General features: G+C 68.6%; 13 protein-coding genes. 5 read left to right on the top strand and 8 right to left on the bottom strand.

The window, feature by feature from the left end:
- From V7Q42_RS19580 to V7Q42_RS19570, 3 genes are all read right to left on the bottom strand, one after another.
- On the bottom strand, nucleotides 1–212 hold a 212-nt coding region (locus V7Q42_RS19580), incomplete at its 3' end, for a hypothetical protein (protein ID WP_333825926.1).
- Between the two features lie 475 nt (nucleotides 213–687).
- On the bottom strand, nucleotides 688–1,317 hold the full coding sequence (locus tag V7Q42_RS19575; protein WP_333825924.1) for a response regulator transcription factor: 630 nt from the start codon (nucleotides 1,315–1,317) through the stop codon (nucleotides 688–690).
- A complete protein-coding gene (locus V7Q42_RS19570; RefSeq protein WP_333825922.1) occupies nucleotides 1,314–3,386 on the bottom strand; it encodes a sensor histidine kinase in 2,073 nt (690 codons plus the stop codon). The genes V7Q42_RS19575 and V7Q42_RS19570 overlap by 4 nt, the downstream gene beginning before the upstream one ends.
- A gap of 160 nt (nucleotides 3,387–3,546) precedes the next feature.
- Here V7Q42_RS19570 and V7Q42_RS19565 point away from each other — a divergent pair, with 160 nt between their 5' ends.
- From V7Q42_RS19565 to V7Q42_RS19550, 4 genes are all read left to right on the top strand, one after another.
- The gene (locus V7Q42_RS19565; protein ID WP_333825921.1) at nucleotides 3,547–4,545 is read left to right on the top strand and encodes a TRAP transporter substrate-binding protein; all 999 of its coding nucleotides are present in this window, start codon (nucleotides 3,547–3,549) and stop codon (nucleotides 4,543–4,545) included.
- Between the two features lie 224 nt (nucleotides 4,546–4,769).
- Nucleotides 4,770–5,381, top strand: coding sequence for a TRAP transporter small permease (locus tag V7Q42_RS19560; protein ID WP_333825920.1), 612 nt, complete (start codon nucleotides 4,770–4,772; stop codon nucleotides 5,379–5,381).
- A complete protein-coding gene (locus tag V7Q42_RS19555) occupies nucleotides 5,378–6,703 on the top strand; it encodes a TRAP transporter large permease (protein WP_333825918.1) in 1,326 nt (441 codons plus the stop codon). Before V7Q42_RS19560 ends, V7Q42_RS19555 begins: the two co-directional genes overlap by 4 nt.
- 307 nt (nucleotides 6,704–7,010) lie before the next feature.
- The gene (locus V7Q42_RS19550) at nucleotides 7,011–8,480 is read left to right on the top strand and encodes an undecaprenyl-phosphate glucose phosphotransferase (protein ID WP_333825916.1); all 1,470 of its coding nucleotides are present in this window, start codon (nucleotides 7,011–7,013) and stop codon (nucleotides 8,478–8,480) included.
- A gap of 70 nt (nucleotides 8,481–8,550) precedes the next feature.
- Here the strand turns inward: V7Q42_RS19550 and metH are convergent, their stop codons facing one another.
- From metH to V7Q42_RS19525, 5 genes are all read right to left on the bottom strand, one after another.
- Nucleotides 8,551–12,282, bottom strand: a complete 3,732-nt coding sequence (gene metH / locus V7Q42_RS19545; protein WP_333825915.1) for a methionine synthase — start codon at nucleotides 12,280–12,282, stop codon at nucleotides 8,551–8,553.
- A gap of 442 nt (nucleotides 12,283–12,724) precedes the next feature.
- Nucleotides 12,725–13,594 carry a methylenetetrahydrofolate reductase [NAD(P)H] gene (gene metF / locus V7Q42_RS19540; RefSeq protein ID WP_333825914.1) on the bottom strand — a complete coding sequence of 290 codons (870 nt, stop codon included), beginning with the start codon at nucleotides 13,592–13,594 and terminating at the stop codon, nucleotides 12,725–12,727.
- Nucleotides 13,591–14,610 carry an ArsR/SmtB family transcription factor gene (locus tag V7Q42_RS19535; RefSeq protein ID WP_333825913.1) on the bottom strand — a complete coding sequence of 340 codons (1,020 nt, stop codon included), beginning with the start codon at nucleotides 14,608–14,610 and terminating at the stop codon, nucleotides 13,591–13,593. The genes metF and V7Q42_RS19535 overlap by 4 nt, the downstream gene beginning before the upstream one ends.
- 154 nt (nucleotides 14,611–14,764) lie before the next feature.
- Nucleotides 14,765–15,493 carry a B3/B4 domain-containing protein gene (locus tag V7Q42_RS19530; RefSeq protein WP_333825912.1) on the bottom strand — a complete coding sequence of 243 codons (729 nt, stop codon included), beginning with the start codon at nucleotides 15,491–15,493 and terminating at the stop codon, nucleotides 14,765–14,767.
- A gap of 104 nt (nucleotides 15,494–15,597) precedes the next feature.
- The gene (locus V7Q42_RS19525) at nucleotides 15,598–16,686 is read right to left on the bottom strand and encodes a DUF2336 domain-containing protein (protein WP_333825911.1); all 1,089 of its coding nucleotides are present in this window, start codon (nucleotides 16,684–16,686) and stop codon (nucleotides 15,598–15,600) included.
- 276 nt (nucleotides 16,687–16,962) lie between these two features.
- Here V7Q42_RS19525 and V7Q42_RS19520 point away from each other — a divergent pair, with 276 nt between their 5' ends.
- Entirely contained in the window at nucleotides 16,963–18,351 is a 1,389-nt protein-coding gene (locus V7Q42_RS19520; RefSeq protein WP_333825910.1) for a patatin-like phospholipase family protein, read from the top strand.
- The last annotated feature ends 497 nt before the right edge of the window (nucleotides 18,352–18,848 follow it).

Below are 18,848 nucleotides of genomic sequence, written 5' to 3'. Positions count from 1 at the left end.
CCCATACCGGACATGCCACCCATGCCCGACATTCCGGACATGCCGCCCATACCGGACATGCCACCCATGCCCGACATGCCGCCCATACCCTGCATGCCCTGCATGCCGCTCATTCCGGACATCCCGGTCTGAGCGGCCGCCAACGACACGCCGGAGAGCAGGGCGGTCGCGAGAGAGGCGGCTCTCAGGGCCGCTCCGACTGATGTCCTCATCCTATTCCTCCGTTCTTGGCGTGCCGCGCCCACGTCGCGAGGTCGGTGGCGGCACTTCTTCGGTGACCTCGACACCGTCTGGTGCGATCCCGCCCGGCGTCGCCGGGGCGAGCGACGCCGGAACTGCCGATCCCCGGACAACGGCGGTGATCCGACCGTTCGGCTCGTCCGGGATCGAAATTCCGTGAGATGTGAAACACTTCGGCGACCCCACCGCTCGATGTCGGCGAGGTCGTCGCTTCACGCCCCGATCGTCGGAGAAGCCAGCAATCGCTGCGCCAAATTCGCCACAATTCGCCAAGTATATGAAATTATTCACATAAATCGGACAGAGTGAAGCCCGGGCGACAGTTCGCACCGGCCGACTCCTGCCAATATGGCGGCTCGCCGCTGCCGTCGGGGGAGTGGCTTCGGTGAATCATCCGTAAATCAACGGTTTGGCGCTCTGCCATCGTGTCAGAGCGGGGCGCGCGCCTCAGCGTTCGGCGCGGCGGAGGTCGGCGAGGCGGCCGGCGAGTTCGATCGCCGAGCGGACGCCGAACTTCTCGAGAATTCGGGCGCGATGGACCTCGACCGTGCGCATGGCGATGCCGAGGTCGTCGGCGATCTGCTTGTTGAGGAGACCGTCGAGCATCTTGTCCATCACCTCGCGCTCGCGCGGCGACAGGGTGGCGAGGCGCTCCTCGAGGGCGCGCGTGGTGGTGGCGGCGGCGTGGCGGCGGGCTTCGAGGTCGAGCGCGGCGAGGACGCGGGTGACGAGGTCGCCGCCGTCGAAGGGTTTCTCCAGGAAGTCGATCGCCCCCTTCTTCAGCGACTGCACGGCCACCGGCACGTCGCCGTGGCCGGTCAGCACCACCACCGGCAGGATCGATCCGTGGCGGTCCAGGCGGTCGAGCACGTCGAGACCGGACATGCCGGCCATGCGGACGTCGAGGACGATGCAGCCGCGCGTCGCCGGGCTCCAGGCGGCGAGGAAGGCTTCGCCGCTCTCCCACGAGCGGACGGCGAGGCCGCGCGAGCGAAACAGCCATTCGAGCGAGTCGCGGATCGCCGCGTCGTCGTCGACGACGTGGATGCCGACGGCATCGGGGGCGATCGTGCTCATACCGGGTCCTCCTCGGTCGCGGTCGACGCGGGCGCGGCGGGCACGGGCGTCGGCTCGACGGTGGGAAGCGCGAGGGTGAAGATCGTACCGCCTCCCGGTCGCTGCGAGAACTCCAGCCGGCCGAGATGGAGTTCGACGATCGAACGGCAGATGTTGAGCCCCATGCCCATGCCCTCCTGTTTGGTCGAGAAGAAGGGCGAGAACAGCTTCTCGGCGACTTCCGGGGGGATGCCGGAGCCGCGGTCGGCGACCTCGACGACGACTTCTTCGGTGGCATCGGTGGCGTCGGCCGGGCGACGGCCGCGCCGGGCGGTGATCTCGAGGCGGCGGGTGCGGGCGGGCATGGCGGCCATCGCCTCCATGCCGTTGCGGATCAGATTGAACAACACCTGCTCGAGGAGCACCCGGTCGGCGGAAACGAATGCCGGCGTGTCGGGGAGGTCGAGTTCGATCTCGACCTCCGCCTTGCGCGCCTCGGGGGCGACGAAGACGGCGAGGTCGGCGATCACCGCGACGAGATCGATGGTGGCGAAGCGCGGTTCGCGTTTGCGGACGAAATCGTGGACACGACGGACGATGCGTCCGGCGCGCTGGGCCTGGACCTCGAGCTTCTCCAGCGCCTCGACCAGATCGGCCGGACCGTGGCCGGCGCGGATCATGTTGAGGCAGCCGGTGGCGTAGGAGGAGACGGCGGCGAGTGGCTGGTTGAGCTCGTGGGAGATGGTGGAGGCCATTTCGCCCATGGAGATCAGGCGCGCGGTCCGAGCCATGGTCTCGGTCTGGCGGCGCTCCATCTCCTCGGTGCGCTTGCGATCGGTGACGTCGATGATCGAGCCCATCCAGCCACGATGGACACCGCGCGCGTCGATCAGCGGCGCCTCGTAGACGAGGACGTCGAAGAGGCTGCCGTCGCGCCGACGGAAGCGGGTCTCGAAGGAGATCTGCTTCAGTTCATCGTGCGCCAGGGTGTGGTGACGGGCGAGGGTCTCCTCGACCAGATCGGGCAGCCAATAGGGCAGCGGCGGGGTGAGGCCGACGATCTCGTCGGCGCGCCAGCCGACCATCCGGCAGAAGGCCGGATTGACGTAGATGATGCGGTCGTCGAGATCGCGGGCACGCATGCCGACGGTGAGGCTCTCTTCCATGGCGCGGCGCAGCGCCTGAGCTTCGCCGAGGCTCTCCTCCGCCGCCAGGCGGTGGCGATAGTGGCGCATCAGCGCGAAGATCGACACGACGGCGACGAAGGCGAGGCCGAAGATCGTCGCCACCAGCGAATTGCCGGTCAGGTTGGAGGGCGCTCGGTTGGCGGCGAGCGACAGGGTGACGCCGGGCAGCGGCGGGTCGAAGGCCAGTTCGTGACGCAACGCTTCCGGGTCGCGCGGCAGCGTCGACTTGCGGGCGAGTTCGCGGCCGTCGCCGTCGATGAGGGCGACGAGGCTCTTCTGGGTGATCCACCAGGGCACGTGTTCGGTGAGCAGGCGCTCGAGATGCAGTCGCGCGGTGAGCGAGCCTATGCGGATGCCGTTCTCGAAGATCGGAACGACGAGATCGGTGATCGGGCCGCGTCCGGGCTCGGCGCGCGGCGCGGTGAAGCCGTGTTCGAACCGCGGCGGGGCCGCGATCGGCGGCGGCGCGGCCGGGGCCGCGTCGGGCGGCACCAGGGCGCGCAGGGAGCCCGAGGCGTCGCGCCATTCGATGGCGACGATCTCGGGGTGGGCGGTGGCGACGGCGCGCAGACGGGCGATCACGACGGTTTCGGCCGGCTGGTCGCCGATGTCGACGGCGAGGCGTTCGACGGCGGCGAGATCGGCCTCGAGCTGGAAGCGCAGCGCCTGCTCGACCCACAGCGTGTCGCGGATGAGGGCGAGGCCGGCCTCCTCGCGCTCGGAGCGGTCGGCGAACCAGACGAGGAAGCCGAGCACCGCGGCGATCAGCGCCACGGCGATCAGCGGCGCCGCCTCGACGATGCGATCGAGATGGCGGCGATCACGCGGGCGAGGACCGGGGAACGGCATGGTGCCGGGCGTCGTGGAGAGGGGCGATCCGGGCGTCTCGACGGGATCGGTCACGGAGGGGAGCCTCTCGCGGGCGGGAAAAGGCGGACCGGGCGGTCGTCGCGCGAGGAGACTACGGAAATCCACAATAGCGCAAGAGCCTCGGTCCGTCCTACCCATGGGGCAAGCTCCAGAGAGAGCCCGAAGTCCCGCGCACAACTGGGAGGTCTCGCGCATGAAACGTCTTCTCGCCACCGCCGCCGCTCTCGCCGTCGCCGCCGCGCTCGCCGGCCCCGCCTTCGCGCAGGAGGTGGTGATCAAGTTCTCCCACGTCGTCGCCCCCAACACGCCGAAGGGCAAGGGCGCCGACAAGTTCAAGGAACTGGCGGAGAAGTACACGGCCGGCAAGGTCAAGGTCGAGGTCTACCCCAACAGCCAGCTCTACAAGGACAAGGAAGAGCTCGAGGCGCTGCAGCTCGGTGCGGTGCAGATGCTCGCGCCGTCGCTGGCGAAGTTCGGCCCGCTCGGCGTGAAGGAGTTCGAGATCTTCGACCTGCCCTTCATCTTCCCGTCGAAGGAAGCGCTGATCAAGGTGACCAAGGGTCCGGTCGGCAAGGGGCTGCTCAAGAAGCTCGAGACGAAGGGGATCGTCGGTCTCGAATACTGGGACAACGGCTTCAAGATCATGAGCGCCAACAAGCCGATCAGGATGCCCGACGACTTCCTCGGCCTGAAGATGCGCATCCAGTCGTCGAAGGTGCTGGAAGCCCAGATGAAGGCGCTCGGAGCGCTGCCGCAGGTGATGGCCTTCTCGGAAGTCTATCAGGGCCTGCAGACCGGCGTCGTCGACGGCACCGAGAACCCGCCGTCGAACATGTACACCCAGAAGATGCACGAGGTGCAGAAGCATGCGACGGTCTCCCGTCACGGCTACCTCGGCTATGCGGTGATCGTGAACAAGAAGTTCTGGGACGGCCTGCCGGCCGACGTCCGCGCCAACCTCGAGAAGGCCATGGACGAGGCGACCGAATACGCCAACGGCATCGCCCAGAAGGAGAACGACGAGGCGCTCGCGGCGATGAAGGCCTCCGGCAAGACCGAGTTCCACGACATGACCGACGCCGAGAAGGCGGCGTGGATGAAGGCGCTGAAGCCGGTCCACGACGAGATGGCCGGTCGCGTCGGCAAGGAACTGATCGCCGAGATCTATCGCGAGACCGGCGTCGCCAAGTGACGCGCTCCGGCGGCGCCGACGACGGCGCCGCCACCCGGGCGGGATCGCGCCCCGTGGCGTGATCCCCCCGACGGTCCGGTGCGGCACCGGGCCACGTCGCGTACGTCGGGCGGCCCTCCGCGGCGCCCGACGGCCGAACGGATCGTCGCCGCCCCTCATTCCGCGCATCTCGTTCTGGCAGACCCGCCCGAGTGATCGGACCGGGTGACGCGAGAGGTCCAGCCATGCTTCGACTACTCGACCGGCTCGAGGAGGCGATCATCGCCTTTCTCATCGGAGCCGCGACCCTGATCATCTTCGCCGCGGTGGTCCACCGCTACGGCCTCGGCTTCGTCGCCTCGGCGGTCGGCACGGCCAATCAGTGGGGCCTGCCGGGGGTCGCCGGCGGTGCGCGCTCCCTCTACAAGTTCCTCGCCGGCATCAACATGACCTGGGCGCAGGAACTGACCATCTACATGTTCGTGTGGATGGCCAAATTCGGCGCGGCCTACGGTGTCCGCACCGGCATCCACGTCGGCGTCGACGTGCTGATCAACCAGATGCAGGCGCGCACCCGCGTCGGCTTCATCCTCTTCGGCCTGCTCGCCGGCGCGCTCTTCACCGGCATCGTCGGATCGCTCGGGGCCAACTTCGTCTGGCACATCTACCACACCGACCAGACCTCGGCCGATCTCGAGGTGCCGATGTGGCTCGTCTATCTGTGCGTGCCGATCGGATCCTGGCTGATGAGCTTCCGCTTCCTGCAGGTGGCGGTCTCCTACTGGAAGACCGGTCAATTGCCCAAGCACGACCACGGTCACGTCGCCGGTCTCGACGAAGAGGAGGCCCGGGCATGAGTGCGCTCATCATCTTCGCCCTGCTCATCGCGCTGATGCTGACGGGCATGCCGATCTCGATCTCGCTCGGCCTCACGGTGTTGACCTTCCTCTTCACCATGACCGACGTGCCGATCGCCAGCGTGGCGCTGAAGCTGTTCACCGGCATCGAGAAGTTCGAGATCATGGCGATCCCGTTCTTCATCCTGGCCGGCAACTTCCTCACCCACGGCGGCGTGGCGCGACGGATGATCCGCTTCGCCTCGTCGATGGTCGGCCATTGGTACGGCGGTCTGGGTCTCGCCGGCGTCATGGCCTGCGCCCTCTTCGCCGCGGTCTCCGGTTCGTCGCCGGCGACCGTGGTGGCGATCGGCTCGATCATCCTGCCGGCGATGGTGAAGCAAGGCTTCCCGACGCGCTTCGGCGCCGGCGTCATCACCACTTCGGGTGCGCTCGGCATCCTGATCCCGCCGTCGATCGTCATGGTCATGTACGCGGTGGCGACCTCGGGCCAGTTGGCGCTCGGGCCGGACGGCAAGGTGGTGACGGCGGCCTCTGTCGGTCAGCTGTTCATCGCCGGCGTCATCCCCGGCCTGATGCTCGCCTCGCTGCTCGGTGCGACCACCTTCTACCGGGCCTGGAAGTACGACTACCCGCGGCTGCCCAAGGCGTCGTGGAGCGAGCGGTTCAAGGCGCTCTCCGAGAGCTTCTGGGGCCTGTTCCTGATCGTCATCGTCATCGGCGGCATCTACACCGGCGCCTTCACGCCGACGGAAGCGGCGGCGATGAGCGCGGTCTACGCCTTCGTCATCGCCGTCTTCGTCTACAAGGACATGCGGCTCCGGGACATCGGCAAGGTGTTGCTCGACAGCGCGTCGATGTCGGCGATGCTGCTCTACATCATCACCAATGCGGTGCTGTTCTCCTTCCTGATGACGAGCGAGAACATCCCGCAGGCGATGGCCGGCTGGATGGTCGACCAGGGGCTGGGGTGGGTGACCTTCCTGCTCTTCGTCAACGTACTGCTGCTGCTCGCCGGCAACGTGATGGAGCCGTCGTCGATCGTGCTGATCATGGCGCCGATCCTGTTCCCGGTCGCCGTCCGTCTCGGCATCGATCCGGTGCACTTCGGCATCCTGATCGTCGTCAACATGGAGGTCGGCATGTGCCACCCGCCGGTGGGCCTCAACCTCTACGTGGCGAGCGGCATCACCAAGATGGGCATCACCGAACTGACCATCGCGGTGTGGCCGTGGCTGATGACCATGCTCGGCTTCCTGGTGCTGGTCACCTATTGGCCGGATCTGTCGCTGTTCCTGCCGCGGATGCTCGGTATGCTGTGATCCGCGTCACGGCGGTTCCAATCGAGGCGCCGGTGGGAAACCTCCGGCGTCTCGTCGTTTTCCGGTGGCCGGGCGCCGGTTCGCTTCCGAAATGTCACAAGGAAACGACCTGCGATTTCGACGGGAATTCGCATATCCGGCAGTCGTCGACCGTTTCGACCGAAGCCGGAACGTCGTCGCGCCGTCCGCCGGTCTTTTCGCGATTAACCTCAACGACAGTCCGTCGCAGCCAAGCGTCCCCGATTTCTACATGATCGGTATATAAATCCTTTCCGAGAGTATCGAAGTTCCGCGTTGTGGTGAGTGCATGTCGCAGCTCGAACAGGGCCAATTCACGGCCGGCTTGTGGAACGGCGCCGAGAAGGGCGGCCGTCGGCTGCGTTGGACGCTCGAGGTCCTGCAGGCGGGCGCCGTCTTCGTCGACGTGCTGCTGATCATCGCCACGGCGCTGACCACCCGCCTGATCTACCGCGACGAAGGTCCCGTCGATTGGGCCTACCTCCAGGGGACGATCTACATCGGTGTCCTGTCGGCCATTCTGTTCGTCGGCTTCCTGGCGGTGCGACGCGGCTATGCGGTCGCGGCGCTGTCGAGCCTCGAGCGCCAGACCGTTCTGGTGGCGCAGGCGTGGATCTTCACCTTCTTCTGGCTCGGCTGGATCGCCTTCCTCACCAAGGTGACGGAGAGCTATTCGCGCGGCGCGGTGTCGATCTGGTTCTTCCTCGGCTTCGCCACCCTGTTCACCTTCCACGTCCTGGGGGCGCGCTGGCTGGCGCATCGCTTCGCCCGCGGCGACGTCTCGGTCCGCCGGGTGGCGGTGGTGGCGGTGGCCGACGACGCCGGGCTGGAGCGCATCGGCCATCGTCTGGCGACGCGCGGCATCGAGGTCGTGACCATGACGGCGATCTCGCCGACCCGCATCGGCCGCACCGGCTTCCTCGGCGCGGCGCGCACCGCGGTCGGCAACGTCCGGCAGGCGCTGGCGGCGCGCAAGCTCGATGCGGTCTACCTGTTCCTGTCGTGGCGCGAACGCCGCCACATCGAGGAACTGAAGGCGGCGATGGCGCCGCTGCCGGTGCCGGTCTATCTCTTCGCCGATCGCGAGATCGAGCGGCTCATCGCCCGGGGGCGCGAGCAGGTCGGCGATCTCGTCGGTTTCGAGTTGCAGCGCGCGCCGCTTTCCCGTCTCGACCGGGCGGCGAAGCGGGCGCTCGACATCCTGGTCGCGATCACCGGTCTCGTCGTGTTGTCGCCGCTGCTGCTGCTGACCGCGCTCGCCATCCTGCTCGAGACCGGGCGGCCGGTGTTCTTCCGCCAGAAGCGCAAGGGCTTCGGCGCGCGGCCCTTCACCATCCTCAAGTTCCGTTCGATGACGGTGCAGGAGAACGGGCCGCAGGTCACCCAGGCGACGAAGAACGACACCCGCGTCACCCGTCTCGGCCGGGTGCTGCGGCGGACCTCGATCGACGAACTGCCGCAGCTCTTCAACGTGCTCGCCGGCGACATGTCGATCGTCGGTCCGCGGCCCCATGCCGTCGCCCACGACGATCTCTACGACGGGCTGATCGCTTCTTATGCCTTCCGCCAGCACGTCAAGCCGGGCATCACCGGTTGGGCGCAGGTCAACGGCTGGCGCGGCGAGACGCGCGAGGTCGACCAGATGAAGGCGCGGGTCGAGCACGACATCTGGTACATCAACAACTGGTCGATCTGGCTCGACGTGAAGGTCATCGCCAGAACCGCGGCGAAGGTGTTCTTCGACGATCAGGCCTATTGAACCACGGGTGGGGACCCGGATGCGGCCGGTGCGGGGGAGACCTCACGCCGGCCGTGGTGTTTTCGGGATCTCACCCGGCCTTCGGGTCGTAGGCGAGGATGGGGGCGAGCCAGCGCTCCGCCGTCGCCATGTCCCAGCCCTTGCGGGTGGCGTAGTCGGCGACCTGATCCTTCTCGATCTTGCCGACGCCGAAGTAGTGCGCTTCAGGGTGCGAGAAGTAGAGGCCGGAGACCGAGGCGGCCGGGAACATGGCGAAGCTCTCGGTCAGTTCGATGCCGGCGCGATGCGACGGGTCGAGCAGCTTCCAGAGGGTCGCCTTCTCGGTGTGGTCGGGTTGGGCCGGATAGCCCGGCGCCGGACGAATGCCGACGTAACGTTCGGCGATCAGGTCTTCCGGCGACAGCGCCTCGTCGGCGGCGTAACCCCACAGCTCCTTGCGCACCTTGGCATGCAGCCACTCGGCGAAAGCCTCGGCCAGACGGTCGGCGAGCGCTTGGGAGAGGATCTTCGAATAGTCGTCGTTGGCGCGCGCATAGCGGTCCGCGATCTCGGCCTCGCCGATACCGGCGGTCACCGCGAAGGCGCCGACCCAGTCGTCGGTGCCCTTCGGCGCGACGAAGTCGGCGAGGGCCAGATCGGCGCGGTCGGTGCCGGTACGCGGCATCTGCTGGCGCAGGGTATGGAGGCGGAGGAGTTCATAGTGGCGGCCGGCGTCGGAGTAGAGGACGATGTCGTCGCCCGCCGCATTGGCCGGCCAGAAGCCGACGACACCCTTGGCGGAGAGTGAGCCCTCGGCGACCAGCTTGGTCAGCATGGCGCGGGCGTCGGCGTAGAGCGCCTTGGCCGCCGGGCCGACCTTGGCGTCCTCGAGGATCGCCGGCCAGCGGCCGATCAGCTCCCAGGTGGCGAAGAACGGCGTCCAGTCGATGAACGGCACCAGCTCTTCGATCGAGACGTCGACGGTGCGCACGCCGAGGAACGACGGCTTCACCGGCGGGTGCGCGGCGAAGTCGGGGCGGAAGGCCGCAGCGCGAGCTGCTTCGAGATCGACGCGGGCCTTCTCGGCGCGACCGCGGGCATGCGCCTCGCGGGTGGCGGCGTAGTCGGCGGCGTAGGACGCCGCGGCCTCGGCCTTGCCCGATCCCAGGAGCGAGGAGGCGACGCCGACGGCGCGGCTGGCGTCGACGACGTAGACCGCCTGACCGCGGTCGTAGGCCGGATCGATCTTCACGGCGGTGTGGACGCGAGAAGTCGTCGCGCCGCCGATCAGCAGCGGCACGTCGAAGCCCTGGCGCTCCATCTCGCTCGCCAGATGCACCATCTCGTCGAGCGACGGGGTGATGAGGCCGGAGAGGCCGATGATGTCGGCCTTCTCCTCGCGGGCCCGGTCGAGGATCTTCTGCGCCGGCACCATGACGCCGAGGTCGACGACGTCGAAGTTGTTGCAGGCGAGGACGACGCCGACGATGTTCTTGCCGATGTCGTGGACGTCGCCCTTCACCGTGGCGAGGACGATCTTGCCGGCCGAGGTCGGCCCGCTCGCGCCGGTTGCCGCCTTCTCGGCGTCCATCCAGGGCATCAGCACGGCGACCGCCTGCTTCATGACGCGAGCCGATTTCACCACCTGCGGCAGGAACATCTTTCCCGAGCCGAAGAGGTCGCCGACGACGTTCATGCCGGCCATCAGCGGGCCTTCGATGACGTCGAGCGGACGGGCGGAGGCGACGCGTGCCTCCTCGACGTCGGCCTCGATGAAGTCGGTGATGCCGTGGACGAGGGCATGTTCGAGGCGCTTGGCGACCGGCGCCTCGCGCCAGGAGAGATCGACCTCGCGTGGCTTGCCGGCCTCGCCCTTGAAGCGCGGGGCGGCTTCGAGCAGGCGTTCGGTCGAGTCGGCGCGGCGATTCAGCACCACGTCCTCGGCGAGGTCGCGCAGGTCCGCGGCCAGATCGTCGTAGACGGCCAGCGCCCCGGCGTTGACGATGCCGAAGTCCATGCCCGCCTCGATGGCGTGGTAGAGGAACACCGAGTGCATCGCCTCGCGCACCGGCTCGTTGCCGCGGAACGAGAACGACAGGTTCGAGACGCCGCCCGAGATGTGGGCATGCGGCAACTTCGTCTTGATGAAGCGCGCGGCCTCGATGAAGTCGACGCCGTAGTTGGCGTGCTCCTCGATGCCGGTCGCCACGGCGAAGACGTTGGGGTCGAAGATGATGTCTTCCGGCGCGAAGCCGACCTCGTCGACGAGGATGCGATACGAGCGCTCGCAGATCTCGGTCTTGCGCGCCAAAGTGTCGGCCTGACCGCTCTCGTCGAAGGCCATGACCACGACCGCCGCGCCGTAGGCCTTCACCTTCCGGGCAGCTGCGACGAAGGCGTCCTTGCCCTCCTTGAGCGAGATCGAATTGACCAGGCCCTTGCCCTGCAGGCACTTCAGACCGGCCTCGATCACCGACCACTTCGACGAATCCACCATCACCGGCACCTTGGCGATGTCCGGTTCGGCGGCGACGAGGTTCAAGAAGGTCGTCATCGCCTTCTCGCCGTCGAGCAGGCCCTCGTCCATGTTGACGTCGATGATGACGGCGCCGTTCTCGATCTGCTCCTTGGCGATCGCCAGGGCGGCGGGATAGTCGCCGGCGGTGATCAACTTGCGGAACTTGGCCGAGCCGGTGACGTTGGTGCGCTCGCCGATGTTGACGAAGCGCATCTCGGGCGCGTGGGTGAAGGGCTCGAGGCCGGAGAGGCGCATACGCGGCTCGACCGTGGGGACGACACGCGGGGCGTGACCGGCGACGGCCCTCGCGATGGCGCCGATGTGGTCGGGCGTGGTGCCGCAGCAACCGCCGACGACGTTGACCAGACCCGACGCGGCGAACTCGCCGACGAGCTTCGACATCGCCTCGGGGCTCTCGTCGTAGAGGCCGAATTCGTTGGGCAGACCGGCGTTCGGATAGGCGCAGACGAGCGTGTCGGCGACGCGGCCGATCTCGTCGATGTGGGCGCGCATCTCCTTGGCGCCGAGCGCGCAGTTGAGGCCGATCGAGAACGGCTTCGCATGGCGCAGCGAGTACCAGAAGGCGGTCGGCGTCTGGCCGGAGAGGGTGCGGCCGGAAAGATCGGTGATGGTGCCGGAGATCATCACCGGCAGGCGGAAGCCCTTCGCCTCGAACACCTCTTCGGTGGCGAAGACGGCGGCCTTGGCGTTCAAGGTGTCGAAGATGGTCTCGATCAGGATGATGTCGGCGCCGCCGTCGATCAGGCCGCGAACGGCCTCGGCATAGGCGGTGGCGAGGTCGTCGAAGGTCACGGCGCGGTAGCCGGGATCGTTGACGTCCGGGGAGATCGAGGCGGTGCGGTTGGTCGGCCCGATGGCGCCGGCGACGAAGCGCGGGCGGCTCGGATCCTTCGCGTAGGCCTCGTCGCAGGCCTCGCGGGCGCGGCGGGCGCCTTCGAGGTTGAGGTCGTAGGCGACCGCCTCCAGCGCATAGTCGGCCTGCGCGATGGTGGTCGCCGAGAAGGTGTTGGTCTCGACGATGTCGGCGCCGGCGGCGAGATACTGGGCGTGGATGCCGCGGATGATCTCGGGACGGGTGATCGACAAGAGGTCGTTGTTGCCCTTGAGGTCATGGCCGTGGGCGGCGAAGCGGGTGCCGCGATAGTCGGCTTCCCCGAGACCATGGCGCTGGATCATCGTGCCCATCGCCCCGTCGAGCACCAGGATGCGCTTCGAGGCCGCCTCGCGAAGCGTCTTCGCGAGCGTGGCGGCGGTGGCGGCGGTATGGGCGAAGGGCGTGGTCATGGGTGTGGCTTTCGCTTCATTCACGAAGGGTGTGCGTCGTCGAAGCGCCGCCTACCCCTCTCCCTGTCCCTCCCCCACAAGGGGGGGAGGGGACGATGTGGATCCGGCCTTCGGACCTCGACGTCGTGTCGAGGTGTGGTCGGTTCCTGCTGTCATCGCCTCTGCCGGCTGCGAGGCCCAGCCCCCCCTCTCTGTCTCTCCCCCTCCAGGGGGGAGAGGACCTCGGGGAGATGGCCGTCGCGACAGAAGCGCCCGTCGTGCACGGCCTTCGTGATTTCGGGGACCCTTCGCCCCATCGTTCCCTCCCCCCAACGAAATCGGATGTATCCGATTTCGACCTCTTTTGAGGTGGTCCAACTCGGAAACATCCGAGTTGGACAGGGGGAGGGACAGGGAGGGGGGCTCTGCCTCGCCTCGTTCGCCGAGGTCGACCCCCACCCGCTCACGCCGCGGCGCGATCTCCGGCGATGCCGAGGGAGGCGCAGATCCCGGTGACGAGGTCGGCGCGGTTCATGGTGTAGAAGTGGAAGTGGTCGACGCCGCGGGCGCGGAGATCGGCCACCTGCTCGACGCCGAAGTCGATGGCGGCGCGGGCGCGCTCCTCCGGCGTCTCACCGACCGTGGCGAAACGTTCGGCGACCGACGCCGGCACCGAGGCGCCGGTCTTCTCGGCGAAGCCGGCGACGGCGCCGAAGTTGTGGACCGGGATGATGCCGGGCAGGACCGGGATCGAGATGCCGGCGGCGCGGACGCGCTCGAGGAAGCCCTCGAAGAGATCGTTGTCGAAGAAGAACTGGGTGATGGCGCGGGTCGCACCGGCGTCCACCTTGCGCTTCAGATTGTCGATCTCCTCGTCCCAGGAGCGGCTCTCCGGGTGACGCTCGGGATAGGCGCCGACCGAGATCTCGAAGCCGCCGAGGTGCGCGATGCCGGCCACCAGATCGGAAGCATAGGCGTAGCCGCCGGGATGGGGGCAGTAGGCGGCGCCGACGCCCTCCGGCGGGTCGCCGCGCAGGGCGACGATGTGGGAGACGCCGACTTCCGAATAGGAGCGGATCACCGCGTCGACCTCGTCGCGGGTGGCCGCGACGCAGGTCAGATGCGCCGCCGGCTTCAGCGTCGTCTCGCGGACGATGCGGGCGACGGTGCCGTGGGTGCGTTCGCGGGTCGAGCCGCCGGCGCCGTAGGTGACCGAGACGAAGGCCGGATCGAGCGGGGCGAGGCCCTCGATCGCTCGCCACAGCGCGGCTTCCATCTTCTCCGTCTTGGGCGGGAAGAACTCGAAGGAGATGGTCGGTCGAGAGGCGGTCATGCGAGGCTTTCCGAGGACGCGCCGCCGGCGACCAGGAGACGCGGGTCGCGGGCGAGCCAGAGGGTGACGGTGAGACGGTCGGCGCCGGAGGTCGGGGCCGGCAGATCGCGGATCGAGACGACGTCGAGACCGGCGCCCTCGAGGGCGCGGGCGATCTCCTGATGGCCGAAGCCGAGGCGGCGATGGGCGTGGGCGTCGCGCAGGAACTCGAGCCCGTGCGGGGCGAAGTCGACGATCAGCATACGGCCGCCGGGGCGCAGCGTGCGCGCCGCCTCGCGGATGGCGCGGGCCGGATCGTCGAGATAGTGCAGCACCTGGTGGACGGTGACGAGGTCGAAGGCGTCGCGTGGGCTGTTCAGCGAATAGACGTCGCCCTGCTGGACGCGGGCGGACGTGATGCCGGCGCGGTCGAGTTCGGCGCGGGCGGCGGCGAGCATGTCGTGCGAGGTGTCGATGCCGACGGCGCGGTCGAAGCGGCCGGCGAGAAGCTCGATCATCCGGCCGGTGCCGGTGCCGAGATCGAGCAGCGCGCCGAAGGGGCGATCGCCGACGGCGGCGAGGATCGCGGCCTCGACCTCGCGCGCGTCGACATGGAGCGAGCGCAGCGCCGCCCAGCCGGAGGCATTGGCGGCGAAGTAGCGCGCCGCCTCCTCGGCGTGGTCGCGTTTGACCGCCTCCAGGCGCTCGCGGTCGCGGCGGATGGCGAGGTCGTCGCGCTCGAGGGCGGTGAGCACCAGCCGAACGAGGCCGGCGGCGGCGCCATCGTCGCGCAGGCGATAGTAGACCCACGAGCCTTCCGGGAAGCGGTCGACGAGGCCGGCCTCGACGAGGAGCTTCAAGTGGCGGGAGATGCGCGGCTGGCTCTGACCGAGGATGGCGGTGAGATCCTTGACCGTCAGATCGCCGGCCTCGAGCAGCGCCAGCACCCGGAGCCGCGTCGGCTCGCCACCGGCGCGCAGCACCGCGACGAGGTCGTCGCCGGGCAGGGTCGCGAGGGGGGGCAGGGGCAGGGTCATGGCGCTCTCGATGGTCGTCGAAAAACGATATAAAGATATCTTTATATCATTTCAACGACCAATTCGGCAGGGCGTTCGACGGGCGATCCGGGGCGTCCGCGAGGAGGCGATTTCGCGCCCCTTTTTCCGTCGTGTCGCCGCGCCGCTCGGCGCGTCACGGCATCGCCAGCGCCTTCGCGGGCTCGGCCGCGTCGGCGATGGTGACCGCGGTGCGGCCGCCGCAGAAGCGTTCGATCAGGCCGGTGACGTCGGCGAGCGCCGCGTCGAGGTCGCCGACGCCGAGCGACTGGACGGTGAGGACGGCGCGCGAGGTCGCGGGCGTCACCAGCGAGCGGGCGTCCTGACGCCAGTTCCAGCGGCGGCACAGCACCTTGGCGGCGTCGGCGTAGACCACTTCGCCGGGTTTCGGCGGATCCTCGGCGGGGCCGGCGCCTTCGGCGGCGTCCTCGCCGCCCGACATGTCGAGAAAGCTGTCGCCGTCACGGGAGAAGCGGAAGAAGATGTCGCCCTCGATGCGGTCGAGATCGTCGGCGCCGACGGGGAAGACGTGGGCGAGGGAGACGGCGTTGTAGGCGTCGACGAAGCCGTTGATGGCGGGCAGCGGCCGGTCGGCGAGGGCGTTCTTGACCAGCCGCTCGACCGAGCAGCGGTAGCGCGTCGACTTGATGCCGAAGACCTTGTAGGCGAGCCGCCACGGCAGGATGCCCGGCACTTCGGCGAGTTCGCGCCCGGCGAAGCGGTCGCGGATGGCGGCGCGCCGCTCGGCGACGACGGCGTCCAGCCCCGCCGGACGTTCGGTCGGGATGGTCATGCCGGTGGCGACGACGACGCCGACGCGGAAGGCGGGGAAGGTGGCGGCGATGTCGGAGAGGTCGATACGCATCGAGGGTCCGCGGGGTCGATCGGGGAGAGCGACCCTAGACCATCTTCCCGTCGGGTAGAACCGGTCGGGTTCGGATCGGTCGTGGCGGGCGAACGCGCGAAGCCTCAGGCGTAGCCGGCGGTCTCGCAGGCCACCCAGTCGCGCACCTGCGCCTGCGCCTCCTCGGGATCGAGGGCGCGGAACGCGACGATGGCGGCGTCGCGGCTGCGGTCGGTGAGGCGATGGATCCACGGGCCGGTCGACAACAACTCGCGCACCGTGTCGGTCTTCAGCGCCAGGGCGCGGGCGATGACGGCGAAGGGGTTGGTGTCGAGCGACACCAACAGGTGCTTCATCGTCTCGAGCGGGATGTCGGTCATCGCCGCCAGGACGTGGACCACCTCGGCGAAGCGGTCGCCCTCGGCGAGACGGCGGACGAAGCCGTCGACGTGATTGCGAACCTCGGGGAGGCGCTCCAGCACCACGGCCGCGGCGTCGAAGTCGTAGGGCTCGAGCCATCCGTCCTCGGCGGCGCGGATCGGCAGGGCGCCGTGTTCGAGGCCGAAGGGGCGGGTGGTGCGCGGGCGAGCGGCGAGCACCTCGCGCGCGGTCTCGGAGCCGTTCTCCACCAGGAAGCGGATCACCACGTCCGGCAGGTCGTCGCGTCGCACCAGATGGGCTTCGATCAGCGTGTCGCCGCGCGCCTGGAGCGACAGGCGGGCGAAGCTCTTGTCGGAGATGTGAGCGGTGATGTTGCCGGCGACGGTGCGGCGGACCAGATCGTCACCGCGCAGCACGAGGATGTCGGTGATGCGGAAGGTGAGGTCGTGGCGCTCGGCGATGGCGCCCATGTGGCCGAAACCGCGGGCGCGGGCGATGTCGACCAGATCGTCCTCGTCGAGAGCCGGCGAACGCACCAGGATCGGGCGCGCCACGTCGGTGACGTCGTTGGCGAGGGTGATCAGGATCTCGCGCGGCGGCAGCTCGGAATCGGCGATGCGGTCGGAGAGATAGAGACGGGCCTCCAGGGTCGCTCCCGGCGCGACGCGGACGAGGATGCGATCGAAAGCGGCGCGATCGTCGTCCGAGCAGGTCGGTTCGGCGATGTCGAAGAGTTGAGCGAGGGAGCGGGTCAGGCGATCGCAGAAATCGGAGCCGAGCAGCGCAGCACTCTCCACCCTGCGCACGACGTGCGCGAGATCCTGTGAGATCACGGATGAATGGATCGCCGGCATGATGCCCCGAAGACCAGAGGAAGTCCGCATTGCTCCACGAAGCCGCCGATCCTGGCGGAAAATCAAGCCGAACCGGTCGGGACGGTTGGTGAAGTGTGAATGACCGGAGGTAAGCCCGAAACGTTTCGATCGCCCTCGCGTGGCCCTCGTGAGAGGTCCCCGCCCTCTCGTCGCCGCATTCCGAGGCTTGAAGGACCGCAGCCGATCGTGCACAGGCGGCGATCGCTTCTCCCCTTCGTCGTCCCGGACCCGTCGATGTCGATCTCGCCCTTCTTTCGCGCTCTCGCCGGGCTGGTGTTCCTCACCGGGTCGGTCGCCGGCTGCGCTTCGATCGACAATGCGCCGGTCAATCGGCCTTCGGCGCTGCCGCGGCTGACCCAGGTCAACACGGTCGCCGGCGACGACACGCTGCGCTCGACCATCGTCGGCCTCGCCTTCTCCGGCGGCGGCACGCGGGCGGCGGCCTTCTCCTTCGGCGTGCTCAAGGGGCTCGACCAGATCGAAGCGCCGGGCGGCGGTCGGGCGATCGATCAGGTGCGCTTCGTCTCGGGCGTCTCGGGCGGCTCGGTGACGGCGGCCTATTTCGGGCTGAAGGGGAGGGGGGCGCTCTCCGACTTCGAGAGCCGCTTCCTCTACCGCGACGCCGAGGAGGCGCTGAGGACGCGGGTCTATTCGGTCGGCAACCTGATGCGGGCGATGGACGGCGGCGTCAACGATCGCTCCGGCCTGCCGACCTGGCTCGACAAGAACCTCTTCGGCAGGGCGACGCTGCGCGATCTCGGCCGCCCCGGCCGGCCGGTGGTGTGGATCAACGCCTCCGACATCCACGGCAAGACGCCGTTCATCTTCGAGCCGGTGACCTTCGCGGCGATCTGTTCGGACCACGGCTCCTATCCGCTCGCCGACGCGGTGGCGGCGTCGGCCGCGGTGCCGATCGTCTTCGCGCCGGTGGTGATCCAGAACTACTCGGAGAAGTGCGGCTTCAAGCTGCCCGACTGGCTGGAGGCGCAGGCCAAGGACCGCGAGACCTCGCCGATCGTGCGCTCCTACCTGAAGACGCTGCAGGGTTATCGCGACCCGGCCAAGGTCCGCTACATCAAGCTGCTCGACGGTGGGCTCACCGACAACTGGGGGCTCGCCGGGCTCAACATCCAGCTCGCCGCGGCGAGCGAGCCCTACAAGCCGCTGACCCGCGAGGACGCGATCGCGGTCGAGACCTTCCTCTTCGTCGTGGTCGACGCCGGGCGCAACGTCGCCGGCGACTGGACCAAGACGCTCGAGGGGCCGAACGCCGAGGAACTGCTCGACGCGGTCGCCGACACGGCGGTCGACAGCGCGGTGCGTTCGTCCTTCGAGGTGATGCGGCTGCAGATGAAGCTGTGGGAGCAGAAGTTGAAGTCGTGGCGCTGCTCGCTCGATCCGCTCGAGGTGGCGCGGGTGCGCGGCACGGCGGAGGGCTGGGATTGCAACAAGGTGTCGATCCGCCTGGAGCGCGTCGCCTTCGAGGATCTCGGCGGCGCCCGCGCGTCGGTGCTCGGAAAGATCCCGACCCGTTTCAGGCTCGAGCCCGGTCAGGTCAAGATGACGGTCGAGGCGGGCGAAGCGGTCGCCCGGTCGGTGATCGGCCCGGCGCTGAGCCGCTGAGGCGGGGCGTGCGGTTCTCCTTCTCCGCCGTTTCCTTCTTCCCGCTTCGGGGAGGGCGTATCGCTCCTCTCCCTCTGCTCCAGGGTGATCGCTCGCAGGCTGTTCGGTGATCTCCGGCTCGTCGGAGGGCTCCCTTCCTTCCCCCTCGCGGGGGAAGGTGCCCCGAAGGGGCGGATGAGCGCCGCGTGAGCGGCAACCGGGCCCGTCGGCGAACATTGCGGGTCGATGAGAGGCCGCGCCCCCCTCATCCGCCCTTCGGGCACCTTCTCCCGCGAGGGGGACCTTCGCGTAATTCTCGAGAGCATGGATTCGCAGACCTGGTGGACATGAACTCAGCCGTCGTCCCCGGCGAGCCGCAGGCGAGGGAAGGGGATCCATGGGGCTCTCAACTCATCGAAAGGCCGCTGGATCCCCTTCCCTCGCCCTTCGGGCTCGCCGGGGCTGATGGGGTGGACGGCCCCTGCTCACCGGCGTCGCAATGCGCCAGAGTGGTCGTT

This window comes from Pinisolibacter sp., assembly GCF_036782435.1.
In the GTDB taxonomy this organism is placed as follows: domain Bacteria; phylum Pseudomonadota; class Alphaproteobacteria; order Rhizobiales; family Ancalomicrobiaceae; genus CALBKH01.
This window is presented reverse-complemented; position numbering and strand designations above follow the sequence as displayed.